Here is a 19349-nt window from a genome sequence, read left to right as displayed (position 1 = left end):
GTCGTAATCCTTAATCGAACAAAAATTGGCTTCCAGAAATCATTTAATGATTTCTGGAAGCCAATTTTTATGTACTCAAGGTGCCAAGCCGTTTCATTGCGGCTAACTTTCTCATATTTAATGCCATGATAAGGATACCCGTTTCCTTTTTCACCTTTTCTAGGCCTCGAACATGGTATCGAGTGAAATGCAAACAAGCCTTCATCCACCCAAAGACTGGTTCTACGTCAATTTTTCTTTGTGCGTAGATTTTTCCATTTTCAGGTTCTGAAAGCAAGGTGCGTTGTTTTGCTTTAAAGTATTCTAACGAAGGATTGACCTTAATGATGCGTGTATTGCCCCCTTGGGTCAACGCTTCTTGAATCACTTCTTTATTTTCCGTATATTTTTCTGCTTTGTACTCTTTGAAGTCTCGAACAAACCCATCGACTTTATCCGTATCTGTTCTATATGTATTGAAATTGAAACGAACTCCTTTGGGATCAATGTAATAATCCTCTTGTTCGTTATACGTCCAATTCATGACTTTTCGTTCGTCCGACTGCCATTTCTTACTTTGCTCTTTCAACATCGTAGAGTAAGGAATCAATGCGATATGATTCGGTAGTTCATCCTCAAGATACCGATAATTTTGTTCTGAGCCATATCCGGCATCCGCCACAATATACTTAGGAAGTCGACCCGCCCCGTTCATTTTTTCTATAAATGCTGGGAGGGTTTTCGTATCCGTTGGATTTTGATAGACATCATAATCTAAAATGAACTGGTTACTAGTGGCTACTTGAAGGTTGAACGAAGGCTTTAATCGCCCATTACGCATAGGATCTTCTTTGACACGCATAAAGGTGGCATCTGTATCTGTTTTTGAATAACTATTACGGGCACCACAAATAGCTAAGCGCTGTTGATACTCCGCCATTTTATCCCGACGTTCGCTTAGTTTTCGTTTTTGTGCTTTTAATTTACGGCGTTGTTGTTTGGCTGGATTTGGTGAAACCTTTCTGGTTTCAAGTACTTCTTGTTCCAATTCTTCTAACCGTAATTCCAACCTTGTAAGTACTTCATCCAACATATCTAATGTGAGTGAGGTTCCTTCAGGAACATGACTCGCTAAATGCGCCTCTTTGAGTTCAGACATCAAAGAGACGAGCTGTTCACGGTTCATTTTGTCATATTTGATTGTGCTCTTTTTCCAGACGAAACTATATTTATTGGCATCCGCGAGAAGCTTCGTCCCATCGATAAAAATTGAATGAGTAATCAATTGTTGCTCCCTAAGATAATGAATTAATGAATCAAGCCCCTTTTCGATCAATGCTTCTAATTCATTAGATACGCGGAAACGGGCAATGGTTCGGTAAGTCGGGATCTGTTCTTGCGTCAACCATCGAGCCGGTAGGCTCTCTTCAGCTAATTGCTCAATTTTCCGACTGCTAAATACACTCCGCGTATAAGCGAAAAGAACTAGTTTTAACATCGCGCTTAAATCATAATTCCGCGGTCGACCAAAAAGATAAGGCTCTTTGATTTCAAGGGATTCGACAAGTTCATTGATAAACCAAGCCGTGCTATCTTCTTTTGGAATGTAAGAAGTTGTGATATCTAAAGTGAGTTGATTCATGTTATAATTTGTATGCATGATTTTGATCCTTTCGGGGGTTGAATGATTTAGAGTACGAGCGTCATCTCGTACTCTTTTAGTTTACCCAAAAAAGCCAGTGAAATGAACGAATTCTCGTCATTTCACTGGCTTTTTACTTAGAGACTTATGTCACAGCCTCTTTTTTTAGTTATCCAAGACTCCGTAGAAGAAAAGCTGGATGGATTTTTCCATATTTTCCTTTTGTACGGCCTCTGGGGATTCTAAATTTGCCGAGATCAATATGAATAGCTGACGCACCGCAACCTCGGGTTCGACAGACGTACGAATTTTTGGTTCCTGATTGAACAGGTCGAGAAACGGGCGCTTATACGACTCCTGCCAAAAAGAAAAGAGCTGCTTCGCGATTTCAGGATTTAGCGTATGCTGGATGTCATGCATCATCATGAATAAGCTGAACGGGTGTCGCTCCTGCAAGTAAAAGACCATTGCCGTGACACGCACTTCAAAGCTCCCCGCTTTTTTCGATAGATCAGAAAGGTTCTTCCCTACTTCTGTTGATAAGCGTTTCATTACTTGAAAGTAGATCTCTTCTTTATTTTTAAAATGATAGTATATGTTTGGTTGGGTGATGTTTAGGATTTTTGCAATTTGCCGTGTGGAGGTGTCGTTGTACCCTTGTCTCATGAACAAATCTTCTGCAATATCCAAAATCTCTTCGTACATTGAATCGCCTCGCTCTTCTTTTGTACAGTTATTATACGCTATCCGGGTGGGCGTCGTCTTCAGAAAGTTCCTTTTCCTTCAGCATGCCGTCCTTCATTTCTAACACGCGGTCGCAAAATTTTACTAAGCGAGTGTCGTGTGTCACCATGATCGTCGCCTTCTTCTTTTCTTTCGTTTCCTTCGCTAAAATCTTAACGACTTCATAGGCTTTTTCAGAATCCAGACTGGCGGTAGGTTCATCCGCAAGAATGATCGTCGGATCATGATACAAGGCGCGAGCGATCGCGACCCGCTGACGTTCCCCACCCCAGAAAGCTCTTCCGGGTATTTATTCTCTAGGCTCGCGATTCCCAGCTGGTCAAATAATTTCTCCGCGACTTGCGTATTGTCGTTTTTGCTGACCTTATCCACCAGCTTCAATTGCTTTTTGACGGTCAGAAATGGCACTAGATTGGACGCCTGCAAAATAAAGCCGATTTCTTTGAACCGCAATTTTGCCCGATCCTTTTCCTTCTTCTTACTGAAGTCTTCGTCATTGATCAAAACTTCCCCCTCCGAAGGGGATTGCAGACCGCCGGCGATGGTCAAAAAGGTGCTCTTCCCCGAACCGGAGGGACCAATGATCGCGACGAATTCTCCCTTTTCCACGGAAAAATTCGTTTCCTTCAAGGCTTCGATCGTCGAATCGCCATCTTTAAATGTTTTCTCTACTTGTTTAAATTCAATTGCACTCATGGTTTCTCCCCCTTATCCGATTGCTTTCAATGGATCAATCTTCACGATCGTTCGAACGGAGAAGAACGCTCCGATCAACGCCACCAGAATCATCAATAGACTGATTCCGCCGAAAAACAGCATGTTCACTTGAAACGGCACCGCATCTGGCAATACCAGTGCTGTTCCTAGCGTCGCCGCCAAACCAACCACGACACCGACAGTCGCCAGCAAGAAGGTTTGAGCGATCACGGAATTTGAAATGTAGCGGCTTGAGATTCCTTGTGCCTTCATGACGCCGAAAATCTCCGCTTTTTGCATCGTCAATACATAAATGAAGATCCCAATCACGATCGCCGCGATGACGATCAAGAACCCGATCATAAATCCGAAGGTCAATACTTGTGCACTGTAGCCCGGCAGATCATTGATAAAACTGCTGATGCTGGTCTTGTCCAGATCGTCAGGAACCGAATCGACCTTTCCACGCGTAATGATCGCGTTGATCCGAGTATTCTCATTCGTTCCCTGTGTCTCAAAACGAATTTCCTGATACGCGCCGATCGTCGTGTACAATACAGGTGCGACGTTGAATTTTGCGTTATCTGTAAAACCAACGATCGTCAATGTTTTGTCATTGCCGGCCATTTTGACCGTTTCACCGAGCTTCAGATCGTATTCATCCTTCAAGGAAATGTCCGCTACCGCTTCATCGTCAGTCGAGAACATCTTCCCGCTGCTCAGCTTCGGCGCAATAAATTGGTCCTTATCGATCCCAAAAAAACTGACATCAATTTTTTCTCCGTTGTCGCCCTTTATGACACCCGCTGTCTGAGCAAGATACGCTTTCTCATCCGCATTCACGTCGTCAAAGGTTTTTAACGGGATCATAGACATGTTTAAATTGTTATTTGCTTCCTCTGTCAGCAGAATAGAATCTGCATCCCACTTGTCTACTGCCGTCCGATTGTCCTGCGCAAGCCCGTAAGCCAGTCCCGTCAAAAAGAACACCAAATAGGCAATCAGAAACATGACGCCCATCACTAAGGTGTAGCGCAGCTTCGAATGTTTGATTTCATTGATTGCTAAAAACATAAAAAAGACCTCCACTTATCACTTGATAAAATTACCCTACCACGAGTTATTTTTTTAGGGAATTAATCTGCTTAGTGGAATTATTCCGGGAACGACAAAAAAGCAATCTAGTTGGTGATTTGATTGCTTCAACTGCATTCTCTTTTTTTACTAGTAAAATGGATTGGTCTATTTTTTATTGGGTAAATAATCCTATTCGTCTAACTCCCAATTTATTTATAGATTACCGACTTCGTTCATTTAAGTCGTCTGTTTACTTTTTTGGTAGTCGCTGGGAGCCATGCCTACTTCTGCCTTAAAAACCTTAGCAAAATAATTGCCATTCGCCATCCCAACAAGTTGAGCAATCTCATGGATCGTTCGTTGCCCGTCGATTAGAAACGGCAACGAGCGCTTGACTCGATACTTTTTCAAATAAGCCATCGGTGAGAGCGCATAGGCTTTTTCGAACACACGAATCGCTTTGTATTTAGAGATACCAAACTGTTTTTCAATGTCCGCTAAACCAAGCTCCTGTTGATACTGTTGTTCCAAGTAGCCTTTTATTTCCTGAGCCAATGGATATTTTTCCATTCGCTTCGATAGCAATTCCTTTTTTATTGCTAAAACGAGTGCGTATGTTAGGTGGGTATTCTCAAAAAAAGCGACTTCAGATTTCTCCTGTAATTGTGTAACAGCCTCCGTGATTGTGTCTTGAAATGCCGCAGAACTATCATGGTGTGTCTGATTTGTTGGATAAAACCACTGGAGGATTTCTTTAGAAAATTCTAGGTATATAAACTGCCAGTCTTCTTTGCCATAATAGCGGCAATCACTAGGGATCTCTGCAAGAAAGAAACTGCCGATTTTTTGGAGACTTCGCTGAGTGTCTATCTCAAAATAGCCGGTTCCTTTCAAGGTATATTGCAGCACGATCATATTGTCTTTGCGGTTTTGATTGTCCAAAAAATACTGATCGCCGCCATGGCCTACTCCGATCCCCTTCAGATACGGCAAGCTGAAGGTATCCAAATAGTAATAACTTCGAGCGAAATAATGATGCAATTTTTTACCCCCTCACTTAAATTATTTCTTCTTGTTGTCAATACTCCAATTACTTATGCTTACATTATATAGGAGAAAGGAGTTTACTTCATGCCAATTTTATTTGATTCTGAAAAACAAATAGTTCATCTGTCTAACAAATTCATCAGTTATGTCATAGAGATCGTAAAAGACAAATATATTACCCATCGCTATTTAGGAAAATCACTTCCGTTTTATACTGGCAGTAATGCACTCCAAAAGATTGATCGTGGATTTGCGACAAATCCCGATAAAACGGATCGCACATTTTCACTGAACGCTTTACCGATGGAGACTAGCACACAAGGCACTGGGGATCATCGTGTCAGCAATTATCAGATTCGCAGAGAAAACGGCTCCAATGTGACGAACTTTTTTTATCATGGACACACGATCTCCAAGGGAAAACCTCGTTTAGAAGGCTTGCCTAGTTTACGCGGAGATAATACCGAAACGTTGGAAATCGCACTGATCGATGAGGTTCAGGATCTGGAAATGGTTCTTTCTTATACTCTTTATGAAGACTATCCTGTCATCACTCGCAATGTCCGCTTCACTAATCACGGTGAAGAGACCGTATATATTGAAAACGCAGGCTCGCTGATGCTCGACCTTCCACGAACTAACTTCGATCTGGTTACACTGAATGGGTCGCATACAAACGAAGCCAATATCACTCGTCAGCCGCTCCATTCTGGTATTCAAAAAATCGAGAGTTCTCGTGGGACAAGCAGCCCTCAGCATCAGCCCTTTCTAGCGCTAGCAGACCCCACGACAAATGAGTTTCAAGGTGAGGTATTTGCTTTTCATTTGGTTTATAGCGGCAACTTTGCTGCACAAGTTGAGGTGGAACAATATGGATCGAGCCGCGTACAGTTAGGCATTCAGCCGGAAACATTTGAATGGTGCTTACCGCCTGACAAAATGTTTCAGACTCCCGAGGCAGTGCTCAACTACTCAACCAATGGCTTCAACGGAATGTCTCAGATCTTCCACGAAATTTATCAAGACCAGCTAATCCCCGTTTCTTGGCGAAAGAAAGAACGCCCGATCTTATTAAATACGTGGGAAGCAAATTATTTTGATATTCAAGAAGATGCCCTGCTCAAACAAGCTGATTTGGCGAAAGAGGCTGGCATTGAACTGTTTGTTTTGGATGACGGCTGGTTTGGACACCGAAACGATGATACTTCCTCTTTAGGAGATTGGTTTGACAATCGAGAAAAGCTTCCTCGCGGCGTGGCAGGTTTAGCAGAAAAAATCCAGGAAAAAGGATTGAAATTTGGTTTGTGGTTCGAGCCTGAGATGGTCTCTCAGAATAGCCGTCTATTTGAAACGCATCCTGATTGGGTATTGCAAGTCCCTGATTATCCTCTAACAGAAGGGCGCAGACAGTTTGTCTTAGACTTGAGTCAAACGGTCGTTCAACAGTATTTGATCGACGTTTTGACGACTTACTTAGCTACAGGCAAGATCGACTACATCAAATGGGATATGAATCGGCATTTGACCGAAGTCGGCAGTTCGGCCTATCCTGCGGAACAGCAAAAGGAAATCTCCCATCGTTACGTACTCGGACTCTATCACGTCCTTGAAACGATCACTAAACGCTTTCCTGAGTGTCTATTTGAAAATTGTTCCAGCGGCGGCGGCCGTTTCGATCCAGGAATGATGGCTTACATGCCCCAGACTTGGACCAGTGACAATACGGACGCCCTCTGTCGCAGTGGCATTCAGTATGGCTACAGCTTTTTATACCCGCCGATCATGATGGGCGCGCACGTTTCGCCTGTCCCAAATCATCAAGTGGGCCGCACCACCCCCATGCATACGCGAGGACTGATCGCGATGAGCGGGAATTTCGGGTATGAGTTAGATATTACAAATTTGACTACTGACGAAAGAACGGAAATGATTGCGCAAATCGATTTTTACAAGGCCCATCGCTCTTTGCTTCAATTCGGCAAGTTTTATCGTTTACAACCAGCGGATGCCTTCTTTGCTTCGGCTTGGTTGATCATAAATGAGACGGATGTATGGATTATTTATTTCAACGGATTGGCTCGTCCCGCCGTTCCTGCGACGTATCTAAAGACACACTACTTAGACGATCAGGCAATCTACAAAAACGAGGAGACCGGAGAAATCGTCTCTGGTGCCGAGCTGAATCATGCAGGTGTTTTGATCCCGCGTATCAAAGAAGATTTTTCTACGCGAGCGTTTCATTGGAAAAAAGTGTAATTTAAAAGCATTTCCCGCGATCACGATTGCGGGAAATGCTTTTATTTGATTTGCCGAACAGCGTAAGCCTCGTAAGGAGACAATTGCTCCCACTGCTTAGGGTTTTCGGGATAGTTGTGAATCAACATTTCGTGATTCATTAGCTGCGTTGGCAATTGATACTGTTGAATGACATCAGAAAAGTTCACAACGATCGTCAGGACTTCTTTTTCATCCATGCGTTGATAGGCTAGGACAAGCGGATTCTTCGTTTCCACCGCTTGATACCCTCCGTTTACGATCACATTGACTTGTTTTCTCAATTGAATCAATTGTTTGTAGGTATAAAAAAGTGAATTCTTATCAGTAAGAGCGGCCTCAGCATTTACTTTTAAGTAATTGGGATGAACCGGCAGCCAAGGGGTTTCAGTAGAAAAGCCCGCATTTCGCTGCGTATCCCACTGCATAGGATGCCGGGCATTGTCACGCCCCTTCGCATTGATGGACTGAATCAATTCCTTAACTGGATAGCCCTGTTCGAGCCGTTCATTATACATCCGAAGACTTTCAACATCGTCTACTTCTTGAATTTGTTGGATCGGATAATTGATCATTCCGATCTCTTCACCTTGATAAATATAAGGCGTGCCCTTCATGAAATGAAGATAGATAGCCAACATCTTCCCGCTGATCACTCGATAGTCGTCCGAATCATTTCCCCAGCGAGAAATGATTCTAGGCAAATCGTGGTTGTTCCAAAACAATGAATTCCAGCCTTTTTTATCAAGTTGTATTTGCCACTTTGAGAAGACAGCGTGCAGTTCTTGAGGATCTAATGCTTTTAGATCCCATTTTCTTTTTCCTGTTTGCTTGTCTAGATTGATGTGCTCAAATTGGAAGACCATCGACAATTCATCTCGCTCAGGACTTGAATACAATTCCGCGACCTCAGGGGTAGCTCCCCAGGTCTCCCCTACGGTCACCACATCATGAGCTCCAAAGGTTTTACGATTCATCTCCTGCAGCAGCTCATGCAGCTTAGGACCGTTTTGGGTAATTTCTCGATCCGGTTCTTTCCCAATCAAATCGATCACATCTAAACGAAACCCGCCGATGCCTTTTGCCAGCCAAAAATTCATCATATCCCAGATGGCCTGCTTCATTTTGAGATTTTCCCAATTTAGATCCGGTTGCTTTTTCGAATGCAAATGTAAATAGTATTCATCTAAGTGTGGAACATACGTCCATGCGGGACCGCCAAAATTGGATGTCAATCCATTCGGCACGCCACCCGCAACGGGTTTTCGCCAGACATAAAAATCATGGTAAGGATTCTCTTTTCCTTTGAGTGCCTCTTGGAACCAATAATGTTCATCAGAGGTGTGGTTGACGACCAGATCCATAATAATTTTAATGCTTCGTTTATCGGCCTCTTCGATTAATCGATCCATATCCGCCATTGTCCCATACTCCGGTCCAATCGCTTCATAATCGCTGATGTCATAGCCGTTATCATCGTTCGGCGAGGCATAGACGGGACTCAGCCAAAGCGCGTCGATCCCTAAATAAGACAAATAATCTAAGCGCTTGATGATTCCAGTCAAATCCCCGATGCCATCGCCATTGCTGTCTTGAAAACTGCGAGGATAGATTTGATAAATAACTGCCTGTTTCCACCATTGGCTATTCATACGCTTTGCTCACCGCGAGAATGTCCTCTCCTTGAATAACATTCGCCTTATCCAAAGTACTTATTTCGCCATAAGCCGCTGAGTTTGTGACCAAAATCATGACGGTATCATCGTATCCGGCATTTTTAATGGCTTCTCTATCAAAGGTTCCCAATATTTCCCCTTTTTTCACACGCTCGCCCTTCTTCTTATTGGTCGAGAAGAATTTCCCTGCAAGATTCACGGTATCGATCCCGATATGAATAAGGATCTCCGCACCGCTATCCGCCTGAATCCCATACGCGTGCTTTGAATCGTACATCACAGTCAGTACGCCATCCGCTGGCGCAAAGAGCTGATTGCTTTCAGGAGCGATGGCGATTCCTTTACCCATCATCTCTGTTGAAAAAACCGGATCATTGACTTCTTTTAACGGAACGATCGTCCCAGAGACAACAGCCGCCAACACATCATCTTGAACCTCAGAAGAGCCATCTGGATTTTCATTTATGATGACCGCCTCTTGTGCATCCTCTGCTGCTGTTGCAGGAACAGCCATTTTCTTTTTCCCATAGACAAAGGTCAGCGCAAATCCTAGAACAAAGCTGATGACTACGCCGATCATAAAGAACGGAATCGATTTAGGTGCGATTGAAATAAATCCGATGACACTTGCCGGACCCATCGCTACAGACAATACATGAAAGATACCTAACGAGACACTAGCAACTCCCGAAGCGATCATGGCACAAACAAATGGGAATTTTAATTTTAAGTTGATCCCAAAAATTGCTGGTTCTGTGATCCCAAGCAAGGCAGAGATACTCGCAGAAGAGGCTAAACTTTTTTGCTTTTCATTTTTAGAAAGTACGAAGATCGCTAGCGCTGCTGCACCTTGCGCAATATTTGCCACGGATGCCACTGGGAAGATGAAGGACCCTCCCGTTCGCGCGACATCTGCTAACAACGTCGTTTCTATCGCCGGGAAGCTTTGGTGAAGCCCTGTGATCACGATCGGTGAGTAGAACAACCCGAAGACCCCTAAGCCAACCGCTCCTGTTGTCTGGTACAACCACACTAAGCCATCTGTCAAACCATCAGAAACTGTACGCATCACAGGACCAACGAAAATGAAGGTTAAAAAACCGGTAATAATAATGGCTAACATCGGTGTGAAGGTATAGTCAAATGCGGCGGAGATTTTTTTATGAAAGAATTTTTCCAATGTTGCTAAAATCCAAGAAACAGCTAGTACAGGCAACACCGAGCCTTGATAGCCCGCTTGCGCCACTTCCAGACCGAAAATATTCCAGTAAGGCATCGTTCCCTCAGAAATCGCATTGGCAACACCATACCCATTGATCAAATCCGGCATAACCATCGCCATTCCCATTGCCGCCCCTAGATAACCGTTTCCGCCAAAGCGTTTCGTCGCTGAGAATCCGACTAAAATAGGCAGAAAAGCAAAAGGTGCAGAAGAAAGCAGATTGATGATACTGGCAACGTCCTTGATATTAGGAAACATTTCAACAACGGACTGCGGACCGAACAAATTTGGCGAAGTCAAGACATTGTTGATTGCCATTAGTAAACCGCCAGCTACTAGAGCTGGGACGATTGGAACAAAGATATCTGATAAGACTTTGATAAAGGCCATTACCGGATTGACTTTTTTGCCCTCAGCCGCGACCGCTTTCAAATCTTCTGTCGACGCTTCCTTCACATTCGTCAATTTGACCAGTTCAGCATAGACCTTATTTACATCCCCCGGTCCGATGATGATTTGAAATTGCCCGTTGGCTTCAAAGGTTCCCTTTACGTCTTCATTATTGTCCAATGCGGCATGATCGACCTTACTCGGATCCTTTAGTACGAGTCGTAACCTTGTGGCACAGTGAGCGGCGGCTTGAATATTCCCTTCCCCTACTGCTTTATTGACCTCTGCTGCTACTTTTTGATGATTCATGATCTATCCCCTTCCTATGTAATCGCTTTTTTCATTTTTATCATACCGCATATTCTGAAAATGTCAAACGTTTATCAAAAATATTTTTATTCAGCAGGCAATATTATACTTAATCCTTTGATTATATGATATTAAATATTGACAAACGTTTGACAATAATAGGATTTTGCCGTATCTTGGTAATGAAAGAAGGCGTTTTCTGTATTCTTCAGTATCACACTTGGATTCATTGCTCCATACATAACTCCTCAACTTAAAATAGGATACTCACTTTTATCCTAATAGAAAGGAACAATAAAAAATGAATTTAATAGACAAATGGACCTCTGACCTGCGCTATTTACCCTATACTCAATGGAGTGACACCTATCAACATTTTTTACTCGATACGGTTCAAAACTCTCATTGGCGGCTGAACTATCATATCCAACCAGAAAGCGGACTGCTAAATGATCCAAACGGCTTTTCTTACTTCGATGGGAAATGGCAGCTCTTCTATCAATTTTATCCCATGGGACCTGTTCACGGAGTAAAATCTTGGGCCCGTGTGTCATCAAAAAATTTGGTGGATTGGAAAACGGAGGGCATCGCACTCCTGCCTGATTCTGATTATGATCAGCACGGTGTCTATTCAGGGTCCGGTATCGTGGTCGATGACGAACTCGTATTGGCCTACACAGGAAATGTTCGGGATTCAAAATGGGAACGGGCTTCCTATCAAATGTTGGCGCGTATGGACAAAGAGGGAAAAATAATGAAAGAGAAGAAACCAATTATTCCTTCTCCACCTGAGGGCTATACCCATGAATTTCGCGATCCTCAGGTCTTTCATCACCAAGAGAACTATTGGCTTTTGATTGGTGCACAAACCGACGAACTGGAAGGCAAAATACTGGTATATTCCGGCGAATCCTTAGAAACATTGACGTTTGACGGGCCTTTAGATTTTTCAGATCAGTCAATGGGATTTATGGTAGAATGTCCGAACTTGGTCTTTATTGATGACCACCCTGTTTTCTTATTCTGCCCTCAAGGCTTGGATAAAACGATTATGGCTTATCAAAATATTTATCCGAATGCGTATATCGTGGCGGACGCATTGAGTCCTGATGGGCTTTCACTGATCAATCCAAGCCCATTGGCTAATTTGGATGCTGGGTTTGATGTCTACGCGACACAGGCCTTCAATGCGCCAGACGGTCGAGCCTTGTCCGTAAGTTGGATTGGTCTCCCTGAGGTAGCTTATCCAAGTGATTCAGAGGGCTGGGCACATTGCCTAAGTATCATCAAAGAATTGCACCTGCAAGGCGGGCACTTATACCAAAAGCCTATCAAAGAAGTCGTTGAATTGAGGCAGGATCAGACTTCATTTGAGGGTACACTGGCTCAAACACCTACTACGATTGCAGCGCAAACAGACAACTGTTATGAATTGATGCTTGATCTTCCTGCGAATAGTAAGGGCAAATTACATCTTTATTCAGATCCGCAAAGAGATCACTCGTTAACGATCGACTTCGATACAAAAAATGGTATGATTACTTTAGACCGTTCACGCGTAAGCCATGTGTTCGCTCAAGAATACGGGACAACGAGAACCCTCGCGATCGAGAAGTATCGGTCGCTGTCCTTACAGATTTTCGTTGACCGCTCGGTTTGCGAGATTTTCGTAAATGATGGTCAGGCTGTTCTGACTGTACGAGTGTTTCCAACTGAAAATGAAAATGGCCTCTTTCTTGAAGGAAATTCCGGCCATTTTTCTGGAAATATCTGGCGTCTGCGTAAGATGATGAACGATTAAGGAGTAAGAAGATACGATGGCAATCAAATTGACAGATGTCGCAAAAAAAGCAGGCGTCTCTCCCACTACGGTTTCTCGAGTGATCAATAATTATGGCTCGCTCAGTCAAAAAACCATCGACAAAGTGCATGCCGCGATGAAAGAATTGAACTATCAACCCAACTCGCTCGCCCGCTCTTTGCAAGGAAAAAACACACAGTTGATCGGACTTATTTTCCCGACGGTGTCCAATCCTTTTTTTGGCGAACTCGTCGATAAATTGGAGGCCACACTTTTTGAACAAGGCTATAAAACGATCCTCTGCAATAGTGCCAATAACAAAGAAAAAGAACGCGCCTATATCAATATGCTCTCAGCAAATCGAGTGGATGGGATTATCGCTGGCGCACATAACCTAGGAATCAAAGAATACGATGACATCGGACTGCCCATTGTTTCTTTTGACCGCTTTTTATCGGAAAACATCCCGATTATTGGAAGTGACAATTTTCATGGTGGTTACTTAGCGACGGAAAATTTGTATCTGCGAGGCTGTAGAAAAATTGGGATTCTGACAGGGAGCTTGAAATCAGATTCTCCAACGAATGACCGCTTAAAGGGCTATGAGCAATTTTTGTCCAGCAAGCAGTTAGCGTCTCACATTTTTACTATTGATTCCCGAGCCAATTCTATGGCTCTTAAAACGTTAGAAATCAAGCGGATTTTAGAAAATGGAGAGTTGGACAGCCTGTTTTGTACGGATGATCTAACCGCGATTTTAGTTTACAATATCTGCCAAGAGATGAAGATTTCAATTCCAGAAGATTTAAAGCTGATTGGTTATGATGGAACGAAATTTGTTCAAAATTATTTCCCTCAATTATCAACGATCGCTCAACCAATTTCTGATTTTGCGGATTTATTAGTGGATCTTTTGATCCAACGCATCACCCTCCCAGAAAAAAAATTAGAACAATACTATGCACTGCCGATAAAACTTATCCAAGGAAAAACAACGTAATCTTCGCGGCAAGTAAAAAAACGTACTTCCCTCAATCGGAAGTACGTTTTTATTCGTTAAACGGTTGCTGTTTCATACACCGCATCGCTAACAGATTTCGCAACGACTTTTGCAACGCCCGCTTGAAACGGATCAGGAATGATGTTGGTCGTCGTCAATTCATCTTCAGGGATCAAGCTGGCGATCCCCTTCGCCGCTGCAATCTGCATCTCAACAGTGATTTTTCGTGCTCTGGCATCCAGCGCGCCGCGGAAGATACCTGGAAAGGCCAGTACATTATTGATTTGATTTGGAAAATCACTACGGCCTGTTCCTACGATATAAGCCCCTGCCTCCAATGCTTCATCAGGGAATATTTCCGGTGTCGGATTTGCCATCGCGAAGATCACTGGTTTTTCTGCCATCGCCTTGATCCATTCTGGTTTTAACACGCCAGGCGCTGACACGCCGACAAAAACATCTGCGTCCACTAAGGCATCCTGCAATGTTCCAGAGGCATGGGCTGGGTTCGTAACTTTGGCGATTTCCGCATGGTGCTCTGGCAATTCTGCCGCATCATCTGCGTTTAGTATGCCGTGCTTGTCTACCACAGTTACATTTTTTGCGCCTGCTGCTAAGAATTTTCTCGTCACAGAGAGTCCCGCAGAACCGCCGCCATTGACAACGATTTTTACTTCCTCGATCGTTTTTCCAATCAATTTTAAACTATTGAATAACGCAGATAAGACAACGATCGCTGTCCCATGCTGGTCGTCATGAAAAATCGGAATGTCACATTCTTCAATCAAACGCTGTTCGATCTCAAAACAGCGCGGCGCACTGATATCTTCTAAATTCACCCCGCCAAACGTCGGTGCCAGCGCTTTGACGATCTGGATGATCTCCTCGGTATCTTGAGTGTCCAAGACCAAGGGGATCGAATCTACTCCAGCAAATCGTTTAAATAACGCTGCCTTCCCCTCCATGACTGGCATTGCTGCCTCAGGCCCGATATTGCCTAAACCCAAAACTGCTGAACCATCGCTGATCACAGCAACCGTGTTTTTTTTCGTTGTCAATTCGTACGCCAATTTTTTGTCTTCCGCAATAGCCGAAGAAACTGCCGCCACACCTGGCGTATACGCAATACTCAAATCCTCGCGATCATCGATCGTAACCTTCGATACAACTTCCAATTTGCCGCCATACTGTTTCGCCTGCTCCAACGCAAGTGATTTTACATCCTTTTTCATTTGAATTGCTCCTTCTTCAGTTTAATGTAGTCATTTTTCTATCCAGAAAAATAACTTTGATTTTCAGGCCGTATGTCATTCCTCTATACTTTGCTGCCCTTGTTCGGATTGATGTTTTTGTTCCCATACCGCTAATAATCCTGCGAAAAGAGGAACTGAAATCCTTCTTCAGTTTAATATTACTGTGTTTATTTTTCGATCTTTCTTAAAAAATCATCCGTAAGACACCGGTCATCACGATCACGGTGATGGCTCCGCCTAGGCGTGTCGCTACTTGCGCAAATGGCATCAGGTTCATACGATCCGCAGTACTTAAAATCGCCACGTCACCAGTTCCCCCCATGCCGCTTTGGCAGGCAGAGATAATCGCTGCTTCGACAGGATTCATGTTCATAAAGCGTGAAATGAAGAAGCCGGTCACGATGATCGTGAAGACGACACTGATCACCACGATGAAGTATTGCCAGCTAAGTGTGCCGATCACATCTTTCAATGGGATATACAGCAGGCCCAATCCAGCCATTAATGGGAACGTGAAATTTCCAGAAATAAATTTGTACAATTGTTTTGAGCCGCGTTGAGTTTCTTTTGGTACAACGTTCAAATATTTCAACAAAGAGGCCAATACGATCATCAATACAGGTCCAGGAAATCCGGTAAAATGCTGCAGCAAGCCGCCGGCGATAAACAAGGTACACGCCGTCAATACGCCAGCCCCCATTAATTTGACATCAATCGGTGAATTGTCTTCTTTTAATGCATCCGCCATGTCATCAGTGTCGCCAACTTTGACTAGCTGTCCTTGACCAGAAAATTCTGGACGTTTTTCGCCAAAGCGCGACAGCAGCGCGGAACACATGATCGCGAAGAAATTACCAATGATCGTTGCCGGGATCAATTGTGCCACTAATTGCTCACTTCCGACTCCAGTGATTGCGCTGTATCCGATCGATAGCGGCAAGATGCCTTCTCCGATTCCTCCGGCAAGAACGGGTGTAACGATGTAGAACAAAGCGTGCTGCCAATCAAACCCGACCAGCACTCCCACAAGTGTTCCAACACCCATCGCAAAGATCATCCCTACCATCATAGGTACGATCATTCGCATCAAACCCTGTACCAGCATCTTGCGGTTCATTCCCAAAATACTGCCGCAAACAAGACAAGCAATGTAGAAATACAAAAAGTTGGCTTCCTTCATTAAGATGTTCGCAGAAGCTAATACGTTTTGGTTGACCAAATTGAAAAATACCAAGATCGACGGAACTAAAAGAGATAAAATTGCCGGTCCACCAAAGTTTTTGACAAAGGGCAGATTTCCACCGATCGTCCCTAATAACCATCCCATTGTTAAAATGACTGCGAAGCCCCCCAGCATATTTACCGGCAGCTGCTGCGCCATTCCCGTCACGAAGATCACTGCTGAAAGCACGACGTATACCGGCAGCGGGACAGACCCTACTTTAACGTCCATCCACTTTTCGAGAAAAGAGTGCGCCTTCTCGCTCGACTTCGGATGGGTCAGATTCACACTGGGCTTTTGAACATTTTTTTCCATGATTGTTTCTCCTCCTCATTTGTTTCCGCTTTCAGCATAATCGGTTTTCAACGCCTTCGATAGATTGTTCAACTTATTTAAGTAACTCAATTAATTTAAGCGAACGACGAAAGAACTCCCATGCTATACTTATTTCGGAGGAACAAACAATGAAAAAAGGACTACGCCTGTGGGCTTTGCTATCCATTATTTTTATCGCCACGCTCCTAGTGACCAACACCGTACTTTATAGTGTGATTTTATACCAGGACGCGAAGATTGTTCAAAAAAGAGAAGAAGAACTGCTGCTGTCTGTCGGCAAGCAATTGGCTTTAGAACCTTCTGTTCGGCAAACATTACAGAAGAATGCCTTTTCCGAAAAAACGGAGACCTACACTTTAGAGGTCGCCAAGATCCATCAGATGGATTTTATCGTACTGATGGATATGAAGGGGATTCGATTGACCCACCCAGATGAAACGAAGATCGGCAAACATTTTGAAGGCGGGGATGAAGCAAAGGCGCTTCATGGAAAATCCCACGTCTCGATTAGTGAAGGCACCTTAGGCAGATCGTTGCGAGGCTTTGTGCCTGTTTTTGAGAAGGATCAACAGATCGGCGTGATTGCTCTGGGGATCAAACTCGATTCCTTGACTCAATTAGTCGAAAATTCACGCCAGCAATACACGATCGCACTGCTGGTCAGCATCGGCGTCGGATTGATCGTTGCATCGATCGTCGCGTATTACTTGAAGAAGCAACTGCTGAATTTGGAGCCAAAAGAGATCTCCCGTCTGCTAACGGAACGAAATGCGATGCTCGACGAGACCAAAGACGTGGTGGTCGTCATCGATACCGACGATACCATCAATTTAGCAAATATCGCTGCTAACGAGATGTATCATAAATTGAGCGGGTCGGCGGATTCCTTGACGGGCAAGACGATTGATCAGCTTCTATTAGATAAAGAACAAATCGACTTCAACCGCTCCATACAGCAGCTCTATCGCCAAAACGGGCAGGATTATCTGTTTTCAGTCGCTCCGATCTCTGTTCATAAAAAGCGGGTCGGTTCGATCCTCTTCTTACGAAACGCGACAGAATCGTTATTTGTAACGGACCAATTGGCGAATACGACAGCTTACGCTTCCGCCCTGCAAAGCCAGTCTCATGAGTTTATGAATAAGCTCCATGTCATTTACGGCTTAGTGGATTTGGAAAGCTATGACGAACTGAAGATTTATTTGAACGACATTTTGAAGCCGGAGAAGGAATTTTCTCATCGTCTTTCCCTTCTGGTAAGAAATCCAGTAATTGCCGGTTTCTTCATCGGAGAACGGGAAAAATTTGCGGAACGAAAGACCCAGCTCTTAATTGAAATCTCACCGGAAATCCCGAATACCGCAAATCAGGAGCAAACGACACATTTGATCAACATCTATCGCTACATCCATCACGCGCTCCTGCTGCGTCATTTACCTGACGAGATCATCATGGCGATCGATTATCGTGAACAACGTCTGAAAACCTGTTATCATATTCAATTGAAAGAAGCCGATGTACGGACCCTCGAGTCTGTCTTCACCGAGAATTATTTCTCACAGCTCATTGAAGATGCGCAAGGAACATTTCAACTGGAGACAAACGAACAAACCCTTTCCATTTGCTTAGAAACGACGTATCAAGAATAAGGAGAATCGACATGAACGTGCTGATTATCGAAGACGATCCGATGGTGGAATTCATCCATCGCAGCTATTTAGAAAAAATGGGGCTCTTTCAAGCCCTCTACTCCGCCGCAACAGTTGAAGATGCGGAGAATTTGTTAGCAGAAAAAACAATCGCGCTGATCTTACTAGATATTCATTTAAAGGATGGCAACGGGTTGGACATCTTGAGAAAACTGCGGATGAACCAAACGAACCATGAAGTCATTTTGATCACCGCAGCCAACGAAGCGCCCAGCGTCAAGGAAGGATTGCACCTTGGCGTTATCGACTATTTGATCAAACCCTTCACGTTTGAACGATTTAAAAAAAGTATCGCCTTGTTCCAAGAAAAAAAGCAGCGCCTCGAGGGCATCGAGGTCGATCAAGCGACCCTTGACTCACTCTTCAAACAAGCAGCACCCGCCCCTTCCGATGACTTGGAAAAAGGCTTGTCTGTAGATACGCTGACTCATATTTTGACGGTCATCCATGACATCCATCAGCCCTTTACGATCCAAGAGTTAGCGGATCAATGCGGCCTGTCCCACGTGTCAGTACGAAAATACATCAGTCATTTGGAACAAACGAAACAATTAAAAGCAGAGACTGTTTACACCAAGGTTGGTCGTCCCTATAAGGCTTTTCGATGTTTGTAAATGGAAACGACTACCCCCTTAATTGACCTAGCCAGCCACCTGCTTTAGCATGAGTTTCGTTTAATTTCCTCATAACAGCCTTCTTTTCGGGAAAAAGTCGGCCTCACAAAATACGTATGCGATAAGATTAAGAAACAGCCTACAGACGATTATACAAAAAGACCCTACCGCTCCATACGTAAGCGGCAAGGTCTTTCAACTATTTCTAAATCTTCCCCGGAATGACAGAGTGAACTGTCATCGCCGAAGCTCTTCAATTTCTCCATGCTCTCTTTACAGGTTCGTAGCGAAGTAGAATGATCAAACTGCAATAGCACGCTCTCTTCACAAAGTATGTCCCCCATAAAAAGTCACTTCG

General features: G+C 43.8%; 13 protein-coding genes and 1 pseudogene. 5 read left to right on the top strand and 9 right to left on the bottom strand.

Annotation, left to right across the window (positions count from 1 at the left end):
- Positions 1–67: 67 nt before the first annotated feature.
- The 5 genes and pseudogenes from A5868_RS15330 to A5868_RS15310 form a co-directional block, all read right to left on the bottom strand.
- Positions 68–1639, bottom strand: coding sequence for an IS1182 family transposase (locus A5868_RS15330; protein ID WP_086304605.1), 1572 nt, complete (start codon positions 1637–1639; stop codon positions 68–70).
- A 147-nt stretch (positions 1640–1786) separates the two neighbouring features.
- Complete coding sequence (locus A5868_RS15325) at positions 1787–2326, bottom strand: TetR/AcrR family transcriptional regulator (RefSeq protein WP_086304603.1); 540 nt, start codon at positions 2324–2326, stop codon at positions 1787–1789.
- Positions 2327–2357: 31 nt separating this feature from the next.
- Positions 2358–3061 (bottom strand): annotated as a pseudogene (locus A5868_RS15320) (ABC transporter ATP-binding protein).
- A gap of 12 nt (positions 3062–3073) precedes the next feature.
- Complete coding sequence (locus A5868_RS15315) at positions 3074–4135, bottom strand: ABC transporter permease (protein ID WP_086304601.1); 1062 nt, start codon at positions 4133–4135, stop codon at positions 3074–3076.
- Positions 4136–4375: 240 nt separating this feature from the next.
- Positions 4376–5179, bottom strand: a complete 804-nt coding sequence (locus tag A5868_RS15310) for a helix-turn-helix transcriptional regulator (protein ID WP_086304599.1) — start codon at positions 5177–5179, stop codon at positions 4376–4378.
- 90 nt (positions 5180–5269) lie between these two features.
- Between A5868_RS15310 and A5868_RS15305 the strand changes: the two genes are divergently transcribed.
- Positions 5270–7441 (top strand): alpha-galactosidase, encoded by a 2172-nt coding sequence (locus A5868_RS15305; protein WP_086304597.1) that lies wholly within the window; start codon positions 5270–5272, stop codon positions 7439–7441.
- Between the two features lie 41 nt (positions 7442–7482).
- Here A5868_RS15305 and A5868_RS15300 read toward each other — a convergent pair whose 3' ends face one another.
- Complete coding sequence (locus A5868_RS15300) at positions 7483–9111, bottom strand: glycoside hydrolase family 13 protein (RefSeq protein ID WP_086304595.1); 1629 nt, start codon at positions 9109–9111, stop codon at positions 7483–7485.
- Positions 9104–11056, bottom strand: a complete 1953-nt coding sequence (locus tag A5868_RS15295) for a sucrose-specific PTS transporter subunit IIBC (protein WP_086304593.1) — start codon at positions 11054–11056, stop codon at positions 9104–9106. The genes A5868_RS15300 and A5868_RS15295 overlap by 8 nt, the downstream gene beginning before the upstream one ends.
- Positions 11057–11357: 301 nt before the next feature.
- Between A5868_RS15295 and A5868_RS15290 the strand changes: the two genes are divergently transcribed.
- Together A5868_RS15290 and A5868_RS15285 are read left to right on the top strand one after the other, a co-directional pair.
- Positions 11358–12857: a sucrose-6-phosphate hydrolase gene (locus A5868_RS15290; RefSeq protein ID WP_086304591.1), complete on the top strand. Its 1500-nt coding sequence runs from the start codon at positions 11358–11360 to the stop codon at positions 12855–12857.
- Between the two features lie 16 nt (positions 12858–12873).
- Positions 12874–13857 (top strand): LacI family DNA-binding transcriptional regulator, encoded by a 984-nt coding sequence (locus tag A5868_RS15285; protein WP_086304589.1) that lies wholly within the window; start codon positions 12874–12876, stop codon positions 13855–13857.
- A 56-nt stretch (positions 13858–13913) separates the two neighbouring features.
- Here A5868_RS15285 and A5868_RS15280 read toward each other — a convergent pair whose 3' ends face one another.
- Positions 13914–15089 (bottom strand): NAD(P)-dependent malic enzyme, encoded by a 1176-nt coding sequence (locus A5868_RS15280; protein ID WP_086304587.1) that lies wholly within the window; start codon positions 15087–15089, stop codon positions 13914–13916.
- Positions 15090–15294: 205 nt separating this feature from the next.
- Positions 15295–16563 (bottom strand): 2-hydroxycarboxylate transporter family protein, encoded by a 1269-nt coding sequence (locus A5868_RS15275; RefSeq protein ID WP_086305400.1) that lies wholly within the window; start codon positions 16561–16563, stop codon positions 15295–15297.
- A 233-nt stretch (positions 16564–16796) separates the two neighbouring features.
- Between A5868_RS15275 and A5868_RS15270 the strand changes: the two genes are divergently transcribed.
- Both A5868_RS15270 and A5868_RS15265 read left to right on the top strand, forming a co-directional pair.
- Entirely contained in the window at positions 16797–18317 is a 1521-nt protein-coding gene (locus A5868_RS15270; protein ID WP_086304585.1) for a Spo0B domain-containing protein, read from the top strand.
- An 11-nt stretch (positions 18318–18328) separates the two neighbouring features.
- Positions 18329–18991, top strand: a complete 663-nt coding sequence (locus A5868_RS15265) for a response regulator (RefSeq protein ID WP_086304583.1) — start codon at positions 18329–18331, stop codon at positions 18989–18991.
- Positions 18992–19349: the final 358 nt, after the last annotated feature.

This window comes from Enterococcus sp. 12F9_DIV0723 (assembly GCF_002174375.1).
Taxonomy (GTDB): domain Bacteria; phylum Bacillota; class Bacilli; order Lactobacillales; family Enterococcaceae; genus Enterococcus_A; species Enterococcus_A gilvus.
The sequence above is the reverse complement of the archived record's forward strand: the minus strand, read 5'-3'. Positions and strand labels throughout refer to the sequence as shown.

What these genes read in the sequence shown, in the direction of transcription:
- A5868_RS15330 (WP_086304605.1), bottom strand. Translation starts at nt 1,639, where the DNA reads ATGCATACAAATTATAACATGAATCAACTCACTTTAGATATCACAACT.
- A5868_RS15325 (WP_086304603.1), bottom strand. Translation starts at nt 2,326, where the DNA reads ATGTACGAAGAGATTTTGGATATTGCAGAAGATTTGTTCATGAGACAA.
- A5868_RS15315 (WP_086304601.1), bottom strand. Translation starts at nt 4,135, where the DNA reads ATGTTTTTAGCAATCAATGAAATCAAACATTCGAAGCTGCGCTACACC.
- A5868_RS15305 (WP_086304597.1), top strand. Translation starts at nt 5,270, where the DNA reads ATGCCAATTTTATTTGATTCTGAAAAACAAATAGTTCATCTGTCTAAC.
- A5868_RS15300 (WP_086304595.1), bottom strand. Translation starts at nt 9,111, where the DNA reads ATGAATAGCCAATGGTGGAAACAGGCAGTTATTTATCAAATCTATCCT.
- A5868_RS15295 (WP_086304593.1), bottom strand. Translation starts at nt 11,056, where the DNA reads ATGAATCATCAAAAAGTAGCAGCAGAGGTCAATAAAGCAGTAGGGGAA.
- A5868_RS15290 (WP_086304591.1), top strand. Translation starts at nt 11,358, where the DNA reads ATGAATTTAATAGACAAATGGACCTCTGACCTGCGCTATTTACCCTAT.
- A5868_RS15285 (WP_086304589.1), top strand. Translation starts at nt 12,874, where the DNA reads ATGGCAATCAAATTGACAGATGTCGCAAAAAAAGCAGGCGTCTCTCCC.
- A5868_RS15280 (WP_086304587.1), bottom strand. Translation starts at nt 15,089, where the DNA reads ATGAAAAAGGATGTAAAATCACTTGCGTTGGAGCAGGCGAAACAGTAT.
- A5868_RS15275 (WP_086305400.1), bottom strand. Translation starts at nt 16,563, where the DNA reads ATGGACGTTAAAGTAGGGTCTGTCCCGCTGCCGGTATACGTCGTGCTT.
- A5868_RS15270 (WP_086304585.1), top strand. Translation starts at nt 16,797, where the DNA reads ATGAAAAAAGGACTACGCCTGTGGGCTTTGCTATCCATTATTTTTATC.
- A5868_RS15265 (WP_086304583.1), top strand. Translation starts at nt 18,329, where the DNA reads ATGAACGTGCTGATTATCGAAGACGATCCGATGGTGGAATTCATCCAT.